Raw genomic sequence first — 17,483 nt, 5'->3', positions numbered from 1 at the left:
CGGGTTCGCCGGGGGCTCGCGAGGCTCCGTCCGCCCTCCGGCCGCGCACGGGACCACACCACCCGCACCACCCGGAGGACGACCGATGGCCGCAGGGCACGGCAGCATCTCGACGCAGGACCTCGACCGCGCCAGCCACCTGCTCAAGCGCGTCGGGCAGGTCTTCGACCAGCGCGTCGTCGGGCAGGAGGCCCTGCGCACCGCGCTCGTGAGCTCGCTGCTCGCGGGCGGGCACATCCTGCTCGAGTCGGTCCCGGGCCTCGCCAAGACGACCGCGGCGCAGACGCTCGCCGCGGCGGTCGACGGCTCGTTCCACCGCATCCAGTGCACGCCGGACCTCATGCCGAACGACATCGTCGGCACGCAGATCTTCAACTACGCGACCGGCCAGTTCACGACCCAGCTCGGCCCGGTGCACGCGAACGTCGTCCTGCTCGACGAGATCAACCGCTCGTCGGCCAAGACGCAGTCGGCGATGCTCGAGGCGATGCAGGAGAAGCAGACGTCGATCGGCGGCGAGAACTACGCGCTCCCGGACCCGTTCATGGTGCTCGCGACGCAGAACCCCATCGAGGAGGAGGGCACGTACGTGCTCCCCGAGGCGCAGATGGACCGCTTCCTCATGAAGGAGGTGCTCACGTACCCGACGCCGCCGCAGGAGCTCGAGATCCTCCAGCGCATCGCGACCGGTCAGATGACGCGCCCCCTCACGGCGCAGCCGATCTCGCTCGACGACGTGCGCTTCCTGCGCGGCCTCGTCGACGACGTGTACGTGGACGACTCGATCAAGCGCTACGTCGTCGACCTCATCAACACGACGCGGTTCTCGGGCCCGCGCCCGGTGCCGGGCCTGGACCGCCACGTGCGCGTGGGCGCGTCGCCGCGCGGCGGCATCGCGCTCATGCGCGTGGGCCAGGCGCTCGCGATCCTCGCGGGCCGGGCGTACGTCATCCCGGACGACATCAAGGCGGTGCGGTACTCGGTGCTGCGCCACCGCCTCGTGCGCACGTTCGACGCGCTCGCCAACAACGTGCCGCCGGAGCAGCTCGTGGACGCGGTGTTCGACGCCGTCCCCACGCCCTGACCGGCCCGCCCACCGTCCCGAGAGAGCACCACGTGCCCGACGTCTCCCGTCTCGCCCAGGTCCGGGCCCGGCTCGACCTGCCGGTCGCGCGCCGGGCGTCCGGCCTGCTCGAGGGCCGGCACCGCTCGGTGTTCAAGGGGCACGGGCAGGACTTCGACGACCTGCACCTGTACGCGCCGGGCGAGGACGTCGGCGACATCGACTGGAAGTCGTCGGCCCGCGCCGGGCTGCCGATCATCCGTCGGTTCGTGCGCGAGTCGAACCTCAACCTCGTGCTCGTCGTGGACACGGGTCGCACGATGGGCGCGACGGCCCCGAGCGGGGAGACGAAGGCCGAGATCGCCAGCTTCTGCTGCGCGCTCGTCGCGTACCTCGCGCGCGACCGGGGCGACCGCGTCGCGCTCGTCGCGGGAGACGCCGAGCGCCTCGTGCAGCTCCCGCCGCGCGCGAGCACGCGCGACCTCGAGGTGCTGCTGCGCACCGTGGAGGGGCTGTGGCGCCCGGACGCCCCCGGGAGCGACCTGTCCCGGCCGCTCGACCGCGCGCAGACGGCGTTCCGGCGCCGCTCGCTCGTGGTCGTCGTGACCGACGAGGCCCGCCCCGCCGCCGAGCACGAGCAGCTCCTGCGCTCGCTGCGCGTGCGCCACGAGGTGATGGTCGTGCAGGTCGCGGACCTCTCGCCGGTGGGCGCCGGGGTCGGGGAGGTGGCCGACGTCGACGGCACGCTGCGCCTGCCGCCGTTCCTGCGGGGCCGGGCCGCGCTCGCGGCGCCTGCCGCCGAGGCGCTGGCCGCGCGGCGTGCCGAGGTGGCCGACAGGCTGCGCGCCCTGCAGGTCGAGGGCGTGCTCGTCGAGGGGTCCGACGACGTGCTGCAGCGGTTCGTCGAGCTCCTGGGGAGGCAGAAGCGTGCCCGTCGATGAGCTCGTCGACCCCGTCGGCTACTCGGGGTGGTGGACGGTCCTGGGGATCGTCCTGGTCCTCGCGGCCGCCGCGGTCGTGTTCCTGGTGATCTGGCTGACGCGCGCGAGCGCGGAGGAGAAGAACGCCCCACGGCCCGCCCCGCTGCTCCCCACGGGGCCGCACGACCCGTACGCGTCGCTGCGCGCGGAGTACGAGCGGCGTCTCGACGCCGTCGCCGAGCGGTTCCGCGCGGGCGAGCTCGACGAGCGCACCCTGCACCTCGCCCTCTCGGCGGAGATGCGCGGCTTCGCGACCGGCCGGCTCGGCCAGGACGCGTCGTCGATGACGCTCTCGGAGATCCAGCAGCTCGCCGAGGCCGGGCGGCTCACGCAGCTCATCGCGCGGTACTACCGGCCGTCGTTCGCGGACCACGACAACGACCCGGCGGCCCGCTCGACGGACGGCGAGGACTCGATCGACCGCGCCCGGGCGGTGGTGCGCGGATGGTGAATCGCTCCGTCGCGGCGAGCACCGCCGTCGTCCCCGGGCCGCAGGGGCCGTCGATCCTGTGGCCGTGGCTGTGGGCCGTGCTCGTCGTCACGGTGCTCGCGGCGGCGGCGGTCGCGTGGTGGCTCGCGCGGCGCCGCCGGTCGCGCGACGCGGACGACGCCGTGCTCTGGGTCGCGAACTCCGACTACCTCGCACGCGTCCCGGCGTTCGCCGCGTGGGTGCGCCGCTACCGCGTGCTGCAGGGTCTCACCGCGGCGGGGCTGCTCGTGGCGGTCGTCGGCGCGGGAGCGGTCGCCGCCCGCCCGGTGGAGACGGACGTCGTCGTCGACCGCCTGGGCACGCGCGACATCGTGCTGTGCCTCGACGTGTCGGGCTCGATGATCGAGTACGACGGCGCGGTGCTCAAGGTCTTCCAGGAGCTCGTGGACAACTTCGAGGGCGAGCGGATCGCGCTGTCGATCTTCAACTCGTCGTCCCGCACCGTCTTCCCGCTGACGGACGACTACACGCTCGTCCAGGAGGAGCTCCAGGCCGGGATCGCCGCGCTCGACCAGGACCCGGCGACGTTCGACTACACCGGCGGCACCGACGACGCCGAGATCCTCGAGTACGCGCAGTTCACGGCGGGCACGACGGCGAACCTCTCCGGCGCGAGCCTCATCGGCGACGGGCTCGCGAGCTGCGCGCTCCAGTTCGACGCGGAGGACACCGAGCGCTCGCGCTCGATCATCCTCGCGACGGACAACTACGTCTCCGGCGAGCCGATCTACACGCTCCCGCAGGCGGCGGACCTCGTCGCGTCGCGCGACATCACGCTGCACGGCATCTTCGGCGGCTCCCAGCGCTACGAGGGCACGCCCGAGGAGACCGAGTACCGCGAGACCGTCGAGTCCGGTGGCGGCCTGTACTTCCTCGCGGACGACCCGGCCGCGGTGCAGGGCATGGTCGACGACGTCGTCGCGCAGCAGGCCGTCGAGCTCGACGCGTCCCCCGAGGTGGTCGTCACGGACCGTCCCGCGGGCTGGTTCCTCGTCGCGGTCCTCGGCGTCGCGCTGCTGCTCGTCGTCGCGTGGCGGGTGAAGGAGTGACGCACCGATGAACCTCGCCGGACTCACCTTCCAGCCGCTCGTGCCCCTGTGGGCGCTCGCGCTGCTCGTGCTGCCGCTGCTCGGCCTCGCCGGGTGGCAGGCGGTCGTGGCCGGGCGCCCGGGGCCCGACGGCGCCCCCCGCCCCGGCGCCCCGCGAGCGGCCTGGGTGCGACGGGCCGGAGCGGTCGCGCTGCTCGGGATCATCGGGATCGCGCCGTCGGTCGCGTCGACGGACCGCGACACGTCGGTCGCGAACGTCGACATGTTCTTCGTCGTCGACCGCACGGGGTCGATGGCGGCCGAGGACTACGGGCCCGAGGGCGGCCAGGAGCGCCTCGACGGCGTGCGGCACGACATCACGAGCCTCACCGAGGCGATCCCCGGGGCGCGGTACTCGATCATCTCGTTCGACTCGCAGGCGTCGCGGCAGCTCCCGCTGACGACGGACGCGCGCGCGATCACGTCCTGGGCCGACACGTTCCACCGCGAGATCACGCGGTACTCGCAGGGGTCCCTCACGGACCGGCCGCTCGACGAGCTGCGGTCGGCGCTCGAGGGCTCCGCGGAGCAGCACCCTGCCAACGTGCGGCTCGTCTTCTTCCTCACCGACGGCGAGCAGACGGCGGAGGGCGAGCCCCGGTCGTTCGCCGACCTCGCGCCGCTCGTCGACGGCGGCGCGGTGCTCGGCTACGGGACGGCCGAGGGAGGCCGCATGAAGGAGTACGACCCGGACGTGGACCCCGAGGACGCGGAGTACCTCGTCGACTGGTCGCAGCCGAGCGACGGCGGCGAGCCCGTCGAGGCGCTGTCCGTGCTGGACGAGGCGACGCTCACCGCGCTCGCCGACCAGCTCGGCGTGCCGTACGTGCACCGGCAGGAGCCGTCGGAGACGGCGTCGCTCGTCGCGGGCGTGGACCCGCAGCAGGTCGCGGCGGACGGCCGCCGCGACGTCACGGCGTACCGGCCGGTCGTGTGGCCGTTCGCCCTCGCGCTCGTGGCGCTGCTCGGCGTCGAGGCGTGGTTCTGGTCGCGCTCGGCGAGCCGCTCGCTCGTCCGCCCCACGGCACCCGACCGCGCGGAGGTGCGGCGATGACCTGGACCCCTCCCCCGGCACCCCCGCCCGGCGCCCGCGCGCCCCGGCCCATGGGCGCGGCCGCGCTGCGCGCGGCACGGCTGCGGCGGCGCCGGTGGTGGCTGCTCGGGACGCTGCCCGTCGTGCTCGTGCTCCTCGTGCTGGGGGTCACGCTCGCCCTGCGCGCCCCGGTCGCGTCGCTCGCGAAGGACCGCTACGACGCCGGCGACACCGAGGGCGCGGCGAGCGCGTACGGCTTCCAGCGGACGCTCAACCTCGTCGAGCCCTGGAAGGCGCACTACAACCACGGGACGGCGCTCGCGCGCACCGAGGACTCGTGGTCGCTGTACGACGCGATCCGGTCCCTCGACCGCGCCTACGACCTCGCGGAGAACGAGACTCCCGAGGAACGGTGCATGATCCAGACCAACCTGTCGCTGACGTACGAGATCCAGGGCGACGGCGACATGGCCTACGCCGACCGCAAGGCGGCGGAGCTCGCCCTCGTCGAGGAGGCGATCGCCGCGCGCGACGCCGGCCGCTCGTACGACGAGGACGTCCTCGACCCGTACGGGGACGGCACCGAGCCCGACCCGGACGAGCTCCGGCAGGACGTCCAGGACTGGTACGAGTACGCCGAGCAGGAGTACGCGACGGCCGAGCAGATCCGCGGCTGGCCCGACTGCGGCGAGTCCGAGCAGACCCCCGAGCAGGAGGAGCAGGACGCTGCCGCCCGGCAGCGTCTCCAGGACAAGCAGCAGCAGGCGCAGGACTCGCAGCCCGAGAACCAGGGCGGCGGCGACACGCAGGAGGGCGAGGGCGAGGGGTCCGAGGGCGACGAGCAGTCGGACGCCTCGGGCGGCGAGGGCTCCGAGGGCGAGGACCAGCAGAGCCAGGCCGAGCGCGAGGAGCAGCAGCGTCAGGAGCAGCTCGAGCAGCAGGGCTCCGAGGCGCGCGACGAGCAGGAGCGCCTGGAGCAGGAGTACCGCGACCTCTACGGGGACGAGCCGGGCACAGGCACCGACCCGGGTGACAGCAGCGGGGGCAGCACCAAGAACTGGTGATCCCCGGCTGCGTCGCGGCGGAGCCGCCGTCGGCCCCGTGACCGCTCCGGGGACGGCCCGCTCTCCACGCCGGCCGGTGGAGCAGGACGTGTCGCAGGGGTGCCCAGCCTGCGAGACGACGGCCACGACCCGAGGACGCGCCGGACGCTCGCCCGTACCCTCGGCGACCGTGACCACACCCGAGGACCTGCCCGTCCTGCGCGCGCTCCACTCGACGCCGTCGCGCCGCTATCTCTCGCCCGACCCGGTGCCCGACGACGTCCTCGACGCGATCCTCGACGCCGCGGTCCGCGGGCCCAGCGGGGGCAACCGTCAGCGGTGGGCGTGGGTCGTCGTGCGGGACCCCGCGACGAAGGCGCAGATCGCCGCCTGGTACCGCGAGGGGTGGCGAGCGGCGTACGGGGACCGCCGCGACGCCGTCCTCGGTGCCGCGACCACGCACGCCGGCGTGAGCGAGGCGGGCTTCCGCGCCGTCGAGCACCTGGCGCTGCACCTGGAGGAGGCTCCGGTGTGGGTCGTGCCCGTGCTGCGGGACGCGGCGCGCTCGACCGACCCCCGGCTCGGCGCCTCGATCTACGGCGCGGTGCAGAATCTCGTCCTCGCGGCCCGGGCCTACGGGATCGGGACGACGCTCACGACCTTCCACACCGTCCGGGAGGGCGACGTCGCCGCGCTGCTCGGCCTGCCCGACGACGCGCTGACGATGGGTCTGCTTCCCCTCGGGTACCCGACGCGCGGCCGCTGGTCCGAGCCGCGGCGGCGCCCGCTCGCGGAGGTCGTGCACCGGGACCGGTGGCAGGGCTGAGCGCACCGGGAAGAGGCGCGCGCCCCCGCGCGTTCGCCCGGGAGGAGACGCACGGCCGGACGGCCGCGACGACGGCACGGCACCCGGGCGACGGGGCGAGGAGGAGCAGCATGACCGCGACGAGCACGGGGCTCGGCACCACCGGCGTCGACGACCCGGCCCTGGACAACCCGTCGTGGAGCGCGCTCACCGGCGCGCACGCGCACCTCGCCGAGGGCGACGACCTGGCGCGACGCTACCCGGCCGACGTCTCGCCGATCACGGGCGTGCGCTCGTGGACCGACCCGGGCGTGTGGGACGCGGTCGCCGCGCTCGTCGGCCCCGGCGGGCACTTCTCGGCGCCGCCGGTCGGGGTCGAGCCGCCGCACGGCTGGACGGTCGAGGCCCGCGTCGAGGGCGTCCAGCTCGTCGAGACCGAGCGCCTCGTCACCCGTCCCGACCCGGAGGCGGTCGTGCTCGGTGCGGACGACGTCCCGGAGATGCTCGCGCTCGTCGAGCGCAGCCGACCGGGTCCTTTCGAGGCCCGGACCTACCTGCTCGGCCGGTACGTCGGGTTCCGCGACGGCGACGGCCGCCTCGTCGCGATGGCGGGCGAGCGCCTGCGGCCCGCGGGGTGGACCGAGATCAGCGCCGTGACGACCGACCCCGACCACCGCGGGCGCGGCCTCGCCTCACGCCTCGTGCGCGACGTCGCGTTCCACGTGCAGGAGCGGGGCGACCGCGCGTTCCTCCACGCCGCGGCGCAGAACGTCGGCGCGATCGGGGTCTACGAGCGGCTCGGGTTCGCCCTGCGCCACCGCCCGACGTTCGGGTCGCTGCGCGCACCGGACTGACGGCCGCGGCGGCGGGCCCGCCCCAGAGGTCCTGCCGCACGGCCTGGCAGCGGGCCGGACGCTCGGCGCCGCGTCGCTCAGTCCTCGATCCCCTCGACGAGCAGCGTGCGGGGGCCGGGGCCCTCGTCGGCGAGCGCGTCGTGCGGGTTGACGAGGACGCACCGGCGCAGCGACAGGCACCCGCAGCCGATGCAGTCCGTGAGGTGGTCGCGCAGGCGCGTGAGCTGCTCGATGCGCGCGTCGAGGTCGGCGTGCCACCCGGCCGAGAGCCGGTGCCAGTCCTTCGCCGTCGGCGTGCGGTCCCCGGGGAGCGTCGCGAGCGCGGCGCGGATCCGGGCGAGCGGGATGCCCACGCGCTGCGACGCGCGCACGAACGCGACCCGCCGCAGCGTCTCGCGCGTGAAGCGCCGCTGGTTGCCGGGCGTCCGGCGGCTCGTGATGAGCCCCTCGCGCTCGTAGAAGTGCAGCGCGGACACGGCGACGCCGCTGCGCGCCGCGAGCTGGCCGACGGTGAGCTCGTCGCTCGGGGACGGGGCGGCGTCGGGCACGGCGGTTCCTCCACGCGGACGGGTCTCGCCGCGACGCGGCGGACACGGCAGTCCGTCCGTCGGCACGGGCGCTTGACCTGAACAAATGTTGAGGTTCGAGACTAGCAGGGCGCGACCTTCGGGCCGCGTGACCGCGACGCCGCGCAACCGCGACGCCGCGCGACCGCACCAGCGAAGCCGTTCGCCCGGAGACCGACCGCGTCGCCGGGCACGACCGGCCAGCACGACCGCCCCGCACGACCCCGACCCCGAAGGAGCACCCGTGGACGCCATCCGCCTGCACGCGTTCGGACCACCCGAGAACCTCGTGCTGGACCAGGTCCCCGACCCGGTCCCCGGCCCCGGCCAGGTGCGCGTCGCCGTGCGCGCGCACGGCGTCCACCTGCTCGACACGACCCTGCGCCGGGGCGAGGCCACGGGCGGCCCCCTTCCGCTCCCCGCCCTCCCGACGATCCCCGGGCGCGAGGTCGCGGGGGTGGTGGACGTCGTCGGGCCGGGCGTCGACGCCGCGTGGCGCGGGCGACGGGTCGCGGCCCACCTCGGCGCCACGCCCGACGGCGGCGGGTACGCGCGCCTCGCCGTCGTGCCCGTCGAGGCGCTGCACCGCATCCCCGACCACGTCACCGCGCCCGACGCGCTCGCCATGATCGGCACCGGGCGCACCGCCGTCGGCATCCTCGACCTGGCGGAGCTCACCGCGACGGACACCGTCGTCGTCACGGCCGCGGCCGGCGGGCTCGGCACGCTGCTCGTCCAGAGCGCGCTCGCGGCGGGGGCGCGCGTCGTCGCGCTCGCCGGCGGGCCGGAGAAGGTCGCGCTCGTCCGGTCGCTCGCCGGGGAGGCGCAGGAGGACCGCCTCGCCGCCGTCGACTACCGGGCGGACGCCTGGCTCGACGAGGCGCGGGCCGCCGTCGGGCAGCACGCCCCGGAGGGCGCGACCGTGCTCCTCGACGGCGTCGGCGGCGACGCGGGCACCGACGCCGCGAGCCTCGTCGCACCGACCGGTCGCCTCGTGCTCTACGGCTGGGCGTCGGGGGCGCCGAACCGGGCCGGTGACGTCGACCACCCGGACGGGAATTCGGGGGCCGCCGGCGGCACGCCGGACGTACGGTGGGCGGTGGGACCCCGGGCCCGACCCTGGGGAGACCTGTCCACGCTGCAGGAGCGCGCGCTCGCGCTCGCGGCGGACGGGACGTGGCGGGTCGTCACGCACCAGATCCCCCTCGCGGAGGCCGCGCGCGCCCACCGCGAGCTCGAAGCGCGCGCCACCACCGGAAAGGTCGTTCTCGTATGACGGCGGACCCCCGCACCGACGCCGACGCACCGGCGTACGGCTCCCCCGCGCCCGGCGCGGGCGAGGCCGGCACGGTCGAAGCCGGCACGGGAGACGTCGGCGCGCCCGCGACCGACCCCGCCGAGGCGGGCGCGCTCTCGCCCGGGACGCAGCGCACGGTGCTGTTCGGCATGGTCGCGTTCGTGTTCCTCGGCGCGTTCGAGGCGCTCGCCGTCGCGACCGCCATGCCGACGGTCGCCGTCGAGCTCGACGGGCTCACGCTGTACACGCTCGCGTTCGCCGCGTCGCTCGCGTCGAGCGTCGTCGGCATGGTGGCGTCCGGGCGCTGGAGCGACCGCGCGGGGCCGACCACCCCGCTGTGGACGGGCATCGGGCTCTTCCTCGCCGGGCTGCTCGTCGCCGGCCTCGCGCAGGACATGCTCGTGCTCGTCGCGGGCCGCGTGCTCCAGGGCGTCGGGACCGGCCTGTACATCGTCGCGCTGTACGTGCTCGTCGCGCGCGTCTTCCCCACCGACCGGCGCCCGAAGGTCTTCGCCGCGTTCGCGGCGGCCTGGGTGATCCCGTCGATCGTCGGGCCCGCCATCGCCGGGCTCGTGGTCGAGCACGTCGGGTGGCGCTGGGTGTTCCTCGCCGTCCCGGTCCTCGCGGTGCCCGCGCTGTTCCTCATGCGCCCGGGCATGCGCGCCGCCCGCGGCTCGGCCCCCGAGCCCGCCTCGGCGACCGCGGACCGGCCCGACGACGCCGAGCCGCCGCTCGACCGGACCGCGCGCCAGGCGTCGCTCACCTGGGCGGTCGTCGCCGCCGTCGGGATCGGGGCGCTCAACTACGCGGGCCAGCTGCGCGGGGTCGGGCTCGCGGCCCTGCTCGTCGCCTCGCTCGCCGCCGTCGCGCTCGCCGTCCCGCGCCTGCTCCCCCGCGGCACGACCCGCGCAGCCCGCGGCCTGCCGAGCGTCATCGCGATCCGGGGCCTCGTCGCGGCCGCGTTCACCGGCGCCGAGGTGCTGCTCCCGCTCCTGCTGTCGCACGAGCGCGGCCTCTCGCCGTCGCTCGCGGGCGCCGTGCTCACGTTCGGCGCCGTCGGCTGGTCGACGGGGTCGTGGCTCCGCGGCCGGGCGACGTGGGGCCTCCAGCACGCGGGCTACGTGCGTCTCGGCGGGACGCTCGTCGCGCTCGGGATCGGTGGCGCCGCGCTGCTCGCGTGGACGGCGGTGCCGCCCGTCGTCGGGATGGTCGCGTGGACCCTCGCGGGGCTCGGCATGGGCATGACGCACCCGACGCTCTCCGTGCTCACGCTCGAGCTCTCGCCCGTCGCCGAGCAGGGCGCGAACTCGTCCGCGCTCCAGGTGTCCGACGCCGTCGCCGCGGCGACCGCGCTCGCCGTCACGGGGTCGCTCCTGTGGGCCCTGCACCCCACGCTCGGCCTGGCGTCGTACGTCGTGTGCTTCGGCGTCACGGTGCTGCTCGCGGCGGGCGTCGCCCTCCTCGCGCCGCGCACCCGCCCGGTCCTCAGGGCGTAGGGCGCAGCCCCGCCGCGGCGTCCGCGTAGCGGTCGAGCACGATCGCGGTGAGCCGCGCGTCGGGCGCGAGCGGGCCGGTCACGACGTCGGCGCCCGCCTCCAGCACCCGGTCGTAGAAGAAGCCGGGCGCGAGGAGGTAGGCCGCGACGACGACGCGCCCGCCCGGGGCGAGGCCCGCGCGGGCGGCGGCGACGGCGTCGGGCACCGTGGGCGTCGCCATGGCGCCGTAGCCGACGGAGACCGGGCCGGGGACGCGCTCGCGCAGCCCCACCGCAAGCTCCTCGACGTCGCGCGCGGCGCCCGGCCGGCTCGACCCTGCGGCGGCGATCACGACGGCGTCGCCGTCGCGCAGGCCGGCCTCCGCGAGCCGCTCGGCGAGCAGGTCCACGAGGCGCGGGTCGGGGCCGAGCGGACCCGACGCGGCGGCGGCCCCGGTGCCGGGGCCACGGTCCTCGACGGCCGCGGCGACGTCCACGCTCACGTGGAACCCGGCGGAGAGCAGGAGCGGCACCACCACCGCGGCGCCCGGGGCCCCGCCGTCGGACGGCGCGACGACCGCCGCCACGACGTCCGCCACCTCGGGCTGCTGCACGTCGACGAACGCCTCGCGCACGTCGAGGTCGGGACGGGCGGCGCGCACGTCGTCCAGGAGGGCGCGGATCACCGCACGCCCCGCGAGGTCGTTCGTGCCGTGGGAGCAGCCGACGAGCACCGGCGCGGCGGCACGCGGCCCGGCTGTGGCGCCGGCGGCGGCGTCGAGGGAGGTGGGGCTGTCCGCGCTCATGCGAGCTCCAATCGGTATCCGCGCTTGACGACGGTCCTGACCAGGTCCCGGCGACCGGTGGCCTCGCGCAGGCGCGCGACCGCGACCTCGGCCGCGTGGGGGTCGCGCGAGTCGCCGGGCAGGACGTCGAGCACGTCGTCGCGGGTGACGACCTCGCCGCGGCGCGCGGCGAGGAGGCGCAGCACCTCGAGGCTGCTGGGCGACAGGGGCAGCACCTCGCCGTCGAGGACGGCGACGCGCGAGCGGATCTGCAGCGTCCCGGCGACGGTCGCGAGGGCGACGGTCTCGGCCTGCTCGTAATGCGCGACGAGCGTCCGCACGAGCGCGCCGAGCCGTCCGCGCTCGGGCTGCAGCGGCGTGACGCCGCGGTGCTCGAGCGGTCGCGCGGTGACGGGCCCGACGGCGGCCGCGACCATCGACCCGTCCTGGAACCGGGACACGACGAGCCGCCCGACGCCGTGCTCCTCGGCGGCGCTCAGCCACGCCTCGGCGCCGGGCGCGGAGGTGAAGACGACCGCGTCGATCTCCCCGACGGCCGCGGCCTCGACGGACGCGCGCAACGCTTCCGGGTCGGGCGGCGGACCCCACCGGTAGACGACGAGGCTCGCGACCTCGGCGCCGGCCTCCGCGAACACGACGTCGAGGCCGTCGGCCCCGGCACCGTGGTGCTGGACGGCGATGCGCAGCCCGGCGACGCCCTCGCCGAGCAGCACGTCGGCGATCTCCGCCGACGTCTCGGACTCGGCGACCCAGTCGGCGGTGAGGCCTGCGGCCTGGATCGCGCCGCGCGCCTTGGGCCCGCGCGCGACGATCCGCGCGTCGGCCAGCACCTCGAGCAGGCGGTCGGCGAGGCCGTGCGCGTCGGCGGCCTCGACCCAGGACCGGAAGCCGATCCCGGTCGTGACGACGACGACGTCCGGCGGCCGCTCGACGAGGTCGCGCGTCCCGGCGAGGAGCTGCTCGTCGTCGGCGTGCGGGATCATGCTCAGCGCCGGCGCGTGGCGGACCTCGGCGCCCCGGCGCTGGAGGGCGGCGGCGAGCTCGCTCTTGCGGCGGTCGGCCGTGACGAGCACGGTGCAGCCGGCCATGACCTGGCCGAGGGTGGGGCGATCGGCGTCGGGGCCGGACGCGAGATCGACCCGAGCGTCCGAGATCGACCCTCCGCGGGTCGACGTCGCGACGGGCGGGTCGACCTCGGTGCTGCCGGTGCCGGTCACGCGACCGTCGCCGGGTCGAGCCGTCCCGCGGCGGCGACGTCGCCCACCACGATGATCGCCGGGGGTCGGACCCCAGACTGGGCGGCGCGCTCCACGATCTCCCCGAGCGGGGCCCGCGTGACGCGCTGGCGCGGCGTCGACCCGTTCTCCACGATCGCGACGGGCAGCGCAGGGTCGGCCCCGGCGCCGAGCGCCTGGGCCGTGATGCGTGCGAGCTGCGAGACACCCATGAGGACCACCAGCGTAGCCGTGCGGTCGCGGACCCCGGCGAGCGCGGCGGCGTCGAGCCCGTCGTGGCCGCTGACCACGTGGAACGCGGCGACCGTGCCCCGGTGCGTGAGCGGGATGCCCGCGAGCGCGGGGACGCTGAGCGCGCTCGAGACGCCCGGCACGACGTCGACCGGCACACCCGCCGCGCGGCACGCGAGCACCTCCTCGCCGCCGCGCCCGTAGACGAACGGGTCGCCGCCCTTGAGCCGTACGACGCGCCGCCCGCGCTGCGCCTGCTCGACGAGGATCGCGTTGATCTCGTGCTGCGGCACGGGGTGGTTCCCGGGGGTCTTGCCGACGTCGATCACCTCGACACCGGGGGCGAGCTCGTCGAGCACGTCGACCGGCCCGAGCCGGTCCGCGACGACGACGTCGGCCTCCGCGAGCGCCCGACGGCCCCGGACCGTGAGCAGGTCGACCGCGCCAGGCCCTCCCCCGACGAGCGTCACGCGCCCCAGACCACCCGGCGCGGGGCGGTGGTGGCGCTGGTCGGCGCCGCCGGAGCGCAGGTGCTCGGCGATCGCGTCGCGCACCGCGCGCGCCCGCCGCGGGTCGGCGCCTCGCCGCTCCCCCGGGCTGTCGGCCTCTCGTCGCTCCCGAGCGCGCCCGTCCGTCGGAACGCCGACCGCGGGGACGCCGGCCGCGGGGACGCCGGCCGCGGGGACGTCCGTGACGACCCCGACGAGCACGTCGCCGCTGCGGGTCGTCGCGGGCGTGCGGGCGGTGCCCTCGTGCGCGGCCCCGGCGTGGACGCACCAGGTGCGGCGCGCCGCCGCCCACGCGGCGACGTCGCGGTCGGTCCCCGAGTCGTCCGTCGCCGCGAGCACGAGCCAGGCGTCCTCGACGTCGGACTCGCGGACCTCGCGCGGCGCCCAGGTGACGCGGCCGCCCGGCGCGGCCTCGCCGTCGGCCCGCAGCCCGGCGGGCGACGGGGCGAGGAGCGGGGCGCGCAGCGAGGCCGCGACGAGGTCGCGCACGTCCTCGCACACCTGGGGCGCGACGACGCGGACGTGGGCGCCGTCGTCGGCCATGGCCCGCGCGCGGCGGGCCGCGACGGGACCGCCGCCGGCGACGAGCACCGTGCGCCCGGCGAGGTCGAGGCCCAGGAGCGTCGTCACGGCGCACCGTCCGCGGGCGCGGCGGCGTGCACGCCCACGTGCACGACGCCGTCGCGCACCTCGGCGGACCACGTCGCCAGGTCCGGCGCGAGGCCCTCGGCGGGCGCGTACCCGGCGGTCTCGAGGCAGCGACCGGTCGTGAGGTCGAAGACCTGCTTGTACATGGGGCCCGCGACGGTGGGAACGCCGCCGCGCGTCCCCACGATCCCGCGCGACATGACGTTCGCGCCCGAGTACGGGTCGCGCTGCTGCACGACGCGCACCGTGTCGTCGGGGAGGCGGAACAGCGCGACCTGCACCCCGCCGACGAGGGCGGCGGCGCCGCGCTCGACGAGGAGGTCGCGCAGGAGGCACACGCGCTCCCACCCCGCCGCGTCCGACGTCGGCGTCTCCACGGGGTACGCGGCCTGCTCTGCTGGCACGACGATCATCGACGGACCTCCAGGGTCGTGCCGGCGATCACCACGGGGCCGGCGGGGACGGTGGCGAGACCCGCGGCACGGGCCTCCTCGAGGGCGGCGCGCTCGTCGGCCGTCGCGGGCCGGATCTGGCCGCGCTCGGTGACGTACGCAAGGTCGGGGTCGGGCTCGGCGGGCGCGTTGACGAACGAGCCGAAGCGGCGCAGCTTCTCCGGGTCCTCGAGGACCGCGCGCCACTCGTCCTCGTAGTCGCCGACGTGGCGGGCCATCGCGGCGTCGAGGTCGGCGCCGATGCCGAGCGAGTCCTCGACGACCACCTCACGGATCGCGTCGAGGCCGCCCTCGTGGTCCTCGACCCACGCGGCCGTGCGCTGGAGGCGGTCGGCCGTGCGGACGTAGTACATGAGGAAGCGGTCGATGGTCCGGACGAGCGCCTCGTCGTCCAGGTCCTCGGCGAGGAGCTGCGCGTGCCGGGGCGTGAACCCCCCGTTGCCGCCGACGTAGACGTTCCAGCCCTTGTCCGTCGCGATGACGCCGACGTCCTTGCCGCGCGCCTCGGCGCACTCGCGCGCGCACCCGGACACGCCGAGCTTGATCTTGTGCGGCGAGCGCAGGCCGCGGTACCGGAGCTCGAGCTCGACGGCCATGCCGACGGAGTCCTGCACCCCGAACCGGCACCACGTGGACCCGACGCACGACTTCACCGTGCGCAGCGACTTGCCGTACGCGTGACCCGACTCGAAACCGTGCTCGACGAGCCGGCGCCAGATGTGCGGGAGCTGCTCGATGCGCGCGCCGAACAGGTCGATGCGCTGGCCGCCCGTGATCTTCGTGTAGAGCCCGAAGTCCTTGGCGACCTGCCCGATGACGAGCAGCCCGTCGGGCGTGATCTCGCCGCCGGGGATGCGCGGGACCACCGAGTACGTGCCGTCCTTCTGCATGTTCGCCAGGACGTGGTCGTTCGTGTCCTGCAGCGTCGCCTGCTCGCCGTCGAGGACGTGACCGTTGCCGAGCGACGCGAGGATCGACGCGATCGTGGGCTTGCAGATGTCGCAGCCGCGCCCGGCGTCGCGCACCAGCACGGCACCCTGCGTGGCTGCGCTCTCGTCCACCGGCGCAGCGACACCCCGACCGAACCGCCCGACGATCTCGCTGAACGTGTGCAGGTCCGCGACGCGCACCGCGTCGAAGAGCTGGGCGCGCGAGAGGTCGAAGTGCTCGCACAGCGCGTTCGAGACCTCGACCCCGGCGCGGGCGAGCTCCGTCGTCGTGATCTTCTTGACGAGCGGCAGGCACGACCCGCAGCTCGTCCCCGCGCGCGTGCACGCCTTGACGCCCGCGAGGTCGGTGCACCCGTGCTCGGTGACCGCGCCGCGGATCGTGCCCGCGCCGACGTTGTTGCACGAGCAGACCGTGGCGTCGTCGGGCAGCTCGAGGCTCGGCAACCCGCCGCCGGACCCCTCGGGGAGGAGGAACAGCCCCGGGTCGCCCGGGAGCTCCGTGCCGAGCATCGGCCGCAGCGACGCGTACGGCGCGGCGTCCCCGACGAACACGCCGCCCAGGAGCGTGCGTGCGTCGTCGGACAGGACGAGCTTCTTGTAGACGCCCGCGACCGGGTCGGCCCAGACGAGCTCCATCGCGCCCTCGGTGCGGCCGTGCGCGTCGCCGAAGCTCGCGACGTCGACCCCCTGGAGCTTGAGCTTCGTCGCGGTGTCCGCGCCGGGGAACGTCGCCTCGCCGCCGAGCAGGCGGTCCACGACGACCTCCGCCATGGCGTAGCCCGGCGCGACCAGGCCGAGGCAGCGACCCTCGATGCACGCGACCTCGCCCACGGCCCACACGTGCTCGTCCTCCGTGCGGCACGCCAGGTCGACGACCGCGCCCCCGCGTTCCCCGACCGCGAGCCCCGCCGCGCGCGCGAGCTCGTCGCGCGGCCGCACGCCCGTCGCGAGGACCACGACGTCGACGTCGAGCCGGCCGCCGTCGGCGAAGTCCAGCCGGCCCACGTGCCCGGTCTTGCGGGAGACCCTCATCTCCTTGGTCCCGGTGTCGCACCGGACCGCGATGCCCATGCCGTTGATGAGGCGCTTGAGGGCCTCGCCGCCGCCCAGGTCGATCTGCGCGTCCATCAGGTGCGTACCGAACTGGACGACCGTGGCCTGCGCGCCGAGGGCCTTGAGCGCACCCGCGGCCTCGAGGCCCAGGAGCCCGCCGCCGATGACGGCGCCGCGCACCGGGCGCTCCCAGCCACCCTCGGTCGTGGCGTCGCGCCGCTTCTCCTCGACCCAGCCGCGCAGGGCCGCGACGTCGTCGATCGTGCGGTAGACGAACACGCCGGGCAGCTCGTTGCCGGGGATCGGGGGGCGCGCGGCGTTCGAACCGGTCGCGAGGACGAGCTCGTCGTAGGCGTGCACGCGCCCGAGGCGGTCGGTGACGGTCTGCGCCTCGCGGTCGATCGACGTCACCGCGCAGTCGCGGTGCAGCGTGACCAGCGGGTCGTCCCACAGGGCAGGGTCGCCGAGCGTGAGCTCCTCGGCGTCGCGCGCCGCGAAGTAGCTCGTCAGGGCGACGCGGTCGTACGGCGCGCGCGGCTCCTCGGCGAAGAGCGAGACGCGCCACGCGCCGTCGGCGTCGCGCGCGCGCAACGCCTCGACGAGCCGCTGCGCGACCATGCCGCCGCCGACGACGACGAGGTGCCGGGGCGCACCCGGGGCCGGGGCGGGGGCGGGATCGGTCTGAGGTCCGGTCACGGCGGGCTCCTGGGGGCGGCGGGGCGGAACGGTCACCGTCCGCGAGGTCCGACGAGAGCGAGGAGAGGTCCCGGGACGGTGCTGACGACGCTACGGGCGGGCGGTTTCGCGACCGTGCACCGCCCGTTGCCCGTCCGTAACGGTCTTCTCACCCGGCACGGGCTCAGCGTGTGAGAAGGGGCCGCCCACGGTTCGACAGCCCGCACCACC

16 protein-coding genes are annotated in these 17,483 nt (G+C 76.0%); 10 read left to right on the top strand and 6 right to left on the bottom strand.

Annotation, left to right across the window (positions count from 1 at the left end):
• Positions 1-85 precede the first annotated feature (85 nt).
• The 8 genes from AC3WT4_RS18285 (at position 86) to AC3WT4_RS18250 (ending at position 7,356) form a co-directional block, all read left to right on the top strand.
• Complete coding sequence (locus AC3WT4_RS18285) at positions 86-1,084, top strand: AAA family ATPase (RefSeq protein ID WP_074804959.1); 999 nt, start codon at positions 86-88, stop codon at positions 1,082-1,084.
• A 32-nt stretch (positions 1,085-1,116) separates the two neighbouring features.
• Positions 1,117-2,004 carry a DUF58 domain-containing protein gene (locus AC3WT4_RS18280; RefSeq protein WP_074804955.1) on the top strand — a complete coding sequence of 296 codons (888 nt, stop codon included), beginning with the start codon at positions 1,117-1,119 and terminating at the stop codon, positions 2,002-2,004.
• Entirely contained in the window at positions 1,991-2,494 is a 504-nt protein-coding gene (locus AC3WT4_RS18275; RefSeq protein ID WP_074804953.1) for a hypothetical protein, read from the top strand. Before AC3WT4_RS18280 ends, AC3WT4_RS18275 begins: the two co-directional genes overlap by 14 nt.
• Entirely contained in the window at positions 2,488-3,582 is a 1,095-nt protein-coding gene (locus AC3WT4_RS18270; RefSeq protein ID WP_400111392.1) for a vWA domain-containing protein, read from the top strand. Before AC3WT4_RS18275 ends, AC3WT4_RS18270 begins: the two co-directional genes overlap by 7 nt.
• Positions 3,583-3,589: 7 nt before the next feature.
• Positions 3,590-4,675, top strand: a complete 1,086-nt coding sequence (locus AC3WT4_RS18265) for a vWA domain-containing protein (protein ID WP_074804947.1) — start codon at positions 3,590-3,592, stop codon at positions 4,673-4,675.
• Complete coding sequence (locus AC3WT4_RS18260) at positions 4,672-5,718, top strand: hypothetical protein (protein ID WP_492316142.1); 1,047 nt, start codon at positions 4,672-4,674, stop codon at positions 5,716-5,718. The genes AC3WT4_RS18265 and AC3WT4_RS18260 overlap by 4 nt, the downstream gene beginning before the upstream one ends.
• 169 nt (positions 5,719-5,887) lie before the next feature.
• Complete coding sequence (locus tag AC3WT4_RS18255; protein WP_074804941.1) at positions 5,888-6,523, top strand: nitroreductase family protein; 636 nt, start codon at positions 5,888-5,890, stop codon at positions 6,521-6,523.
• A gap of 110 nt (positions 6,524-6,633) precedes the next feature.
• The gene (locus AC3WT4_RS18250; RefSeq protein WP_108050619.1) at positions 6,634-7,356 is read left to right on the top strand and encodes a GNAT family N-acetyltransferase; all 723 of its coding nucleotides are present in this window, start codon (positions 6,634-6,636) and stop codon (positions 7,354-7,356) included.
• Positions 7,357-7,433: 77 nt separating this feature from the next.
• On the opposite strand, the gene soxR is transcribed toward AC3WT4_RS18250, so the two are convergent.
• The gene (gene soxR / locus AC3WT4_RS18245; RefSeq protein ID WP_074804932.1) at positions 7,434-7,904 is read right to left on the bottom strand and encodes a redox-sensitive transcriptional activator SoxR; all 471 of its coding nucleotides are present in this window, start codon (positions 7,902-7,904) and stop codon (positions 7,434-7,436) included.
• Positions 7,905-8,166: 262 nt separating this feature from the next.
• Between soxR and AC3WT4_RS18240 the strand changes: the two genes are divergently transcribed.
• Together AC3WT4_RS18240 and AC3WT4_RS18235 are read left to right on the top strand one after the other, a co-directional pair.
• Positions 8,167-9,198, top strand: a complete 1,032-nt coding sequence (locus AC3WT4_RS18240) for an alcohol dehydrogenase catalytic domain-containing protein (protein ID WP_492316141.1) — start codon at positions 8,167-8,169, stop codon at positions 9,196-9,198.
• Positions 9,195-10,715, top strand: coding sequence for an MFS transporter (locus tag AC3WT4_RS18235; RefSeq protein WP_492316140.1), 1,521 nt, complete (start codon positions 9,195-9,197; stop codon positions 10,713-10,715). The genes AC3WT4_RS18240 and AC3WT4_RS18235 overlap by 4 nt, the downstream gene beginning before the upstream one ends.
• On the opposite strand, the gene AC3WT4_RS18230 is transcribed toward AC3WT4_RS18235, so the two are convergent.
• From AC3WT4_RS18230 to nirB, 5 genes are all read right to left on the bottom strand, one after another.
• Positions 10,705-11,499 carry a sirohydrochlorin chelatase gene (locus AC3WT4_RS18230; RefSeq protein WP_492316139.1) on the bottom strand — a complete coding sequence of 265 codons (795 nt, stop codon included), beginning with the start codon at positions 11,497-11,499 and terminating at the stop codon, positions 10,705-10,707. The genes AC3WT4_RS18235 and AC3WT4_RS18230 overlap by 11 nt on opposite strands.
• Complete coding sequence (locus tag AC3WT4_RS18225) at positions 11,496-12,587, bottom strand: uroporphyrinogen-III synthase (RefSeq protein WP_034653096.1); 1,092 nt, start codon at positions 12,585-12,587, stop codon at positions 11,496-11,498. Before AC3WT4_RS18225 ends, AC3WT4_RS18230 begins: the two co-directional genes overlap by 4 nt.
• A 125-nt stretch (positions 12,588-12,712) precedes the next feature.
• Complete coding sequence (gene cobA, locus AC3WT4_RS18220; RefSeq protein ID WP_492316138.1) at positions 12,713-14,104, bottom strand: uroporphyrinogen-III C-methyltransferase; 1,392 nt, start codon at positions 14,102-14,104, stop codon at positions 12,713-12,715.
• Positions 14,101-14,526 (bottom strand): nitrite reductase small subunit NirD, encoded by a 426-nt coding sequence (gene nirD, locus AC3WT4_RS18215; protein WP_492316137.1) that lies wholly within the window; start codon positions 14,524-14,526, stop codon positions 14,101-14,103. The genes cobA and nirD overlap by 4 nt, the downstream gene beginning before the upstream one ends.
• A 5-nt stretch (positions 14,527-14,531) precedes the next feature.
• Positions 14,532-17,195 carry a nitrite reductase large subunit NirB gene (gene nirB, locus AC3WT4_RS18210; protein WP_492316159.1) on the bottom strand — a complete coding sequence of 888 codons (2,664 nt, stop codon included), beginning with the start codon at positions 17,193-17,195 and terminating at the stop codon, positions 14,532-14,534.
• Positions 17,196-17,483 lie beyond the last annotated feature (288 nt).

The sequence above is a fragment of the Cellulosimicrobium sp. EB106-03-01-XG111 genome, from assembly GCF_058792115.1.
The sequence above is the reverse complement of the archived record's forward strand: the minus strand, read 5'-3'. Positions and strand labels throughout refer to the sequence as shown.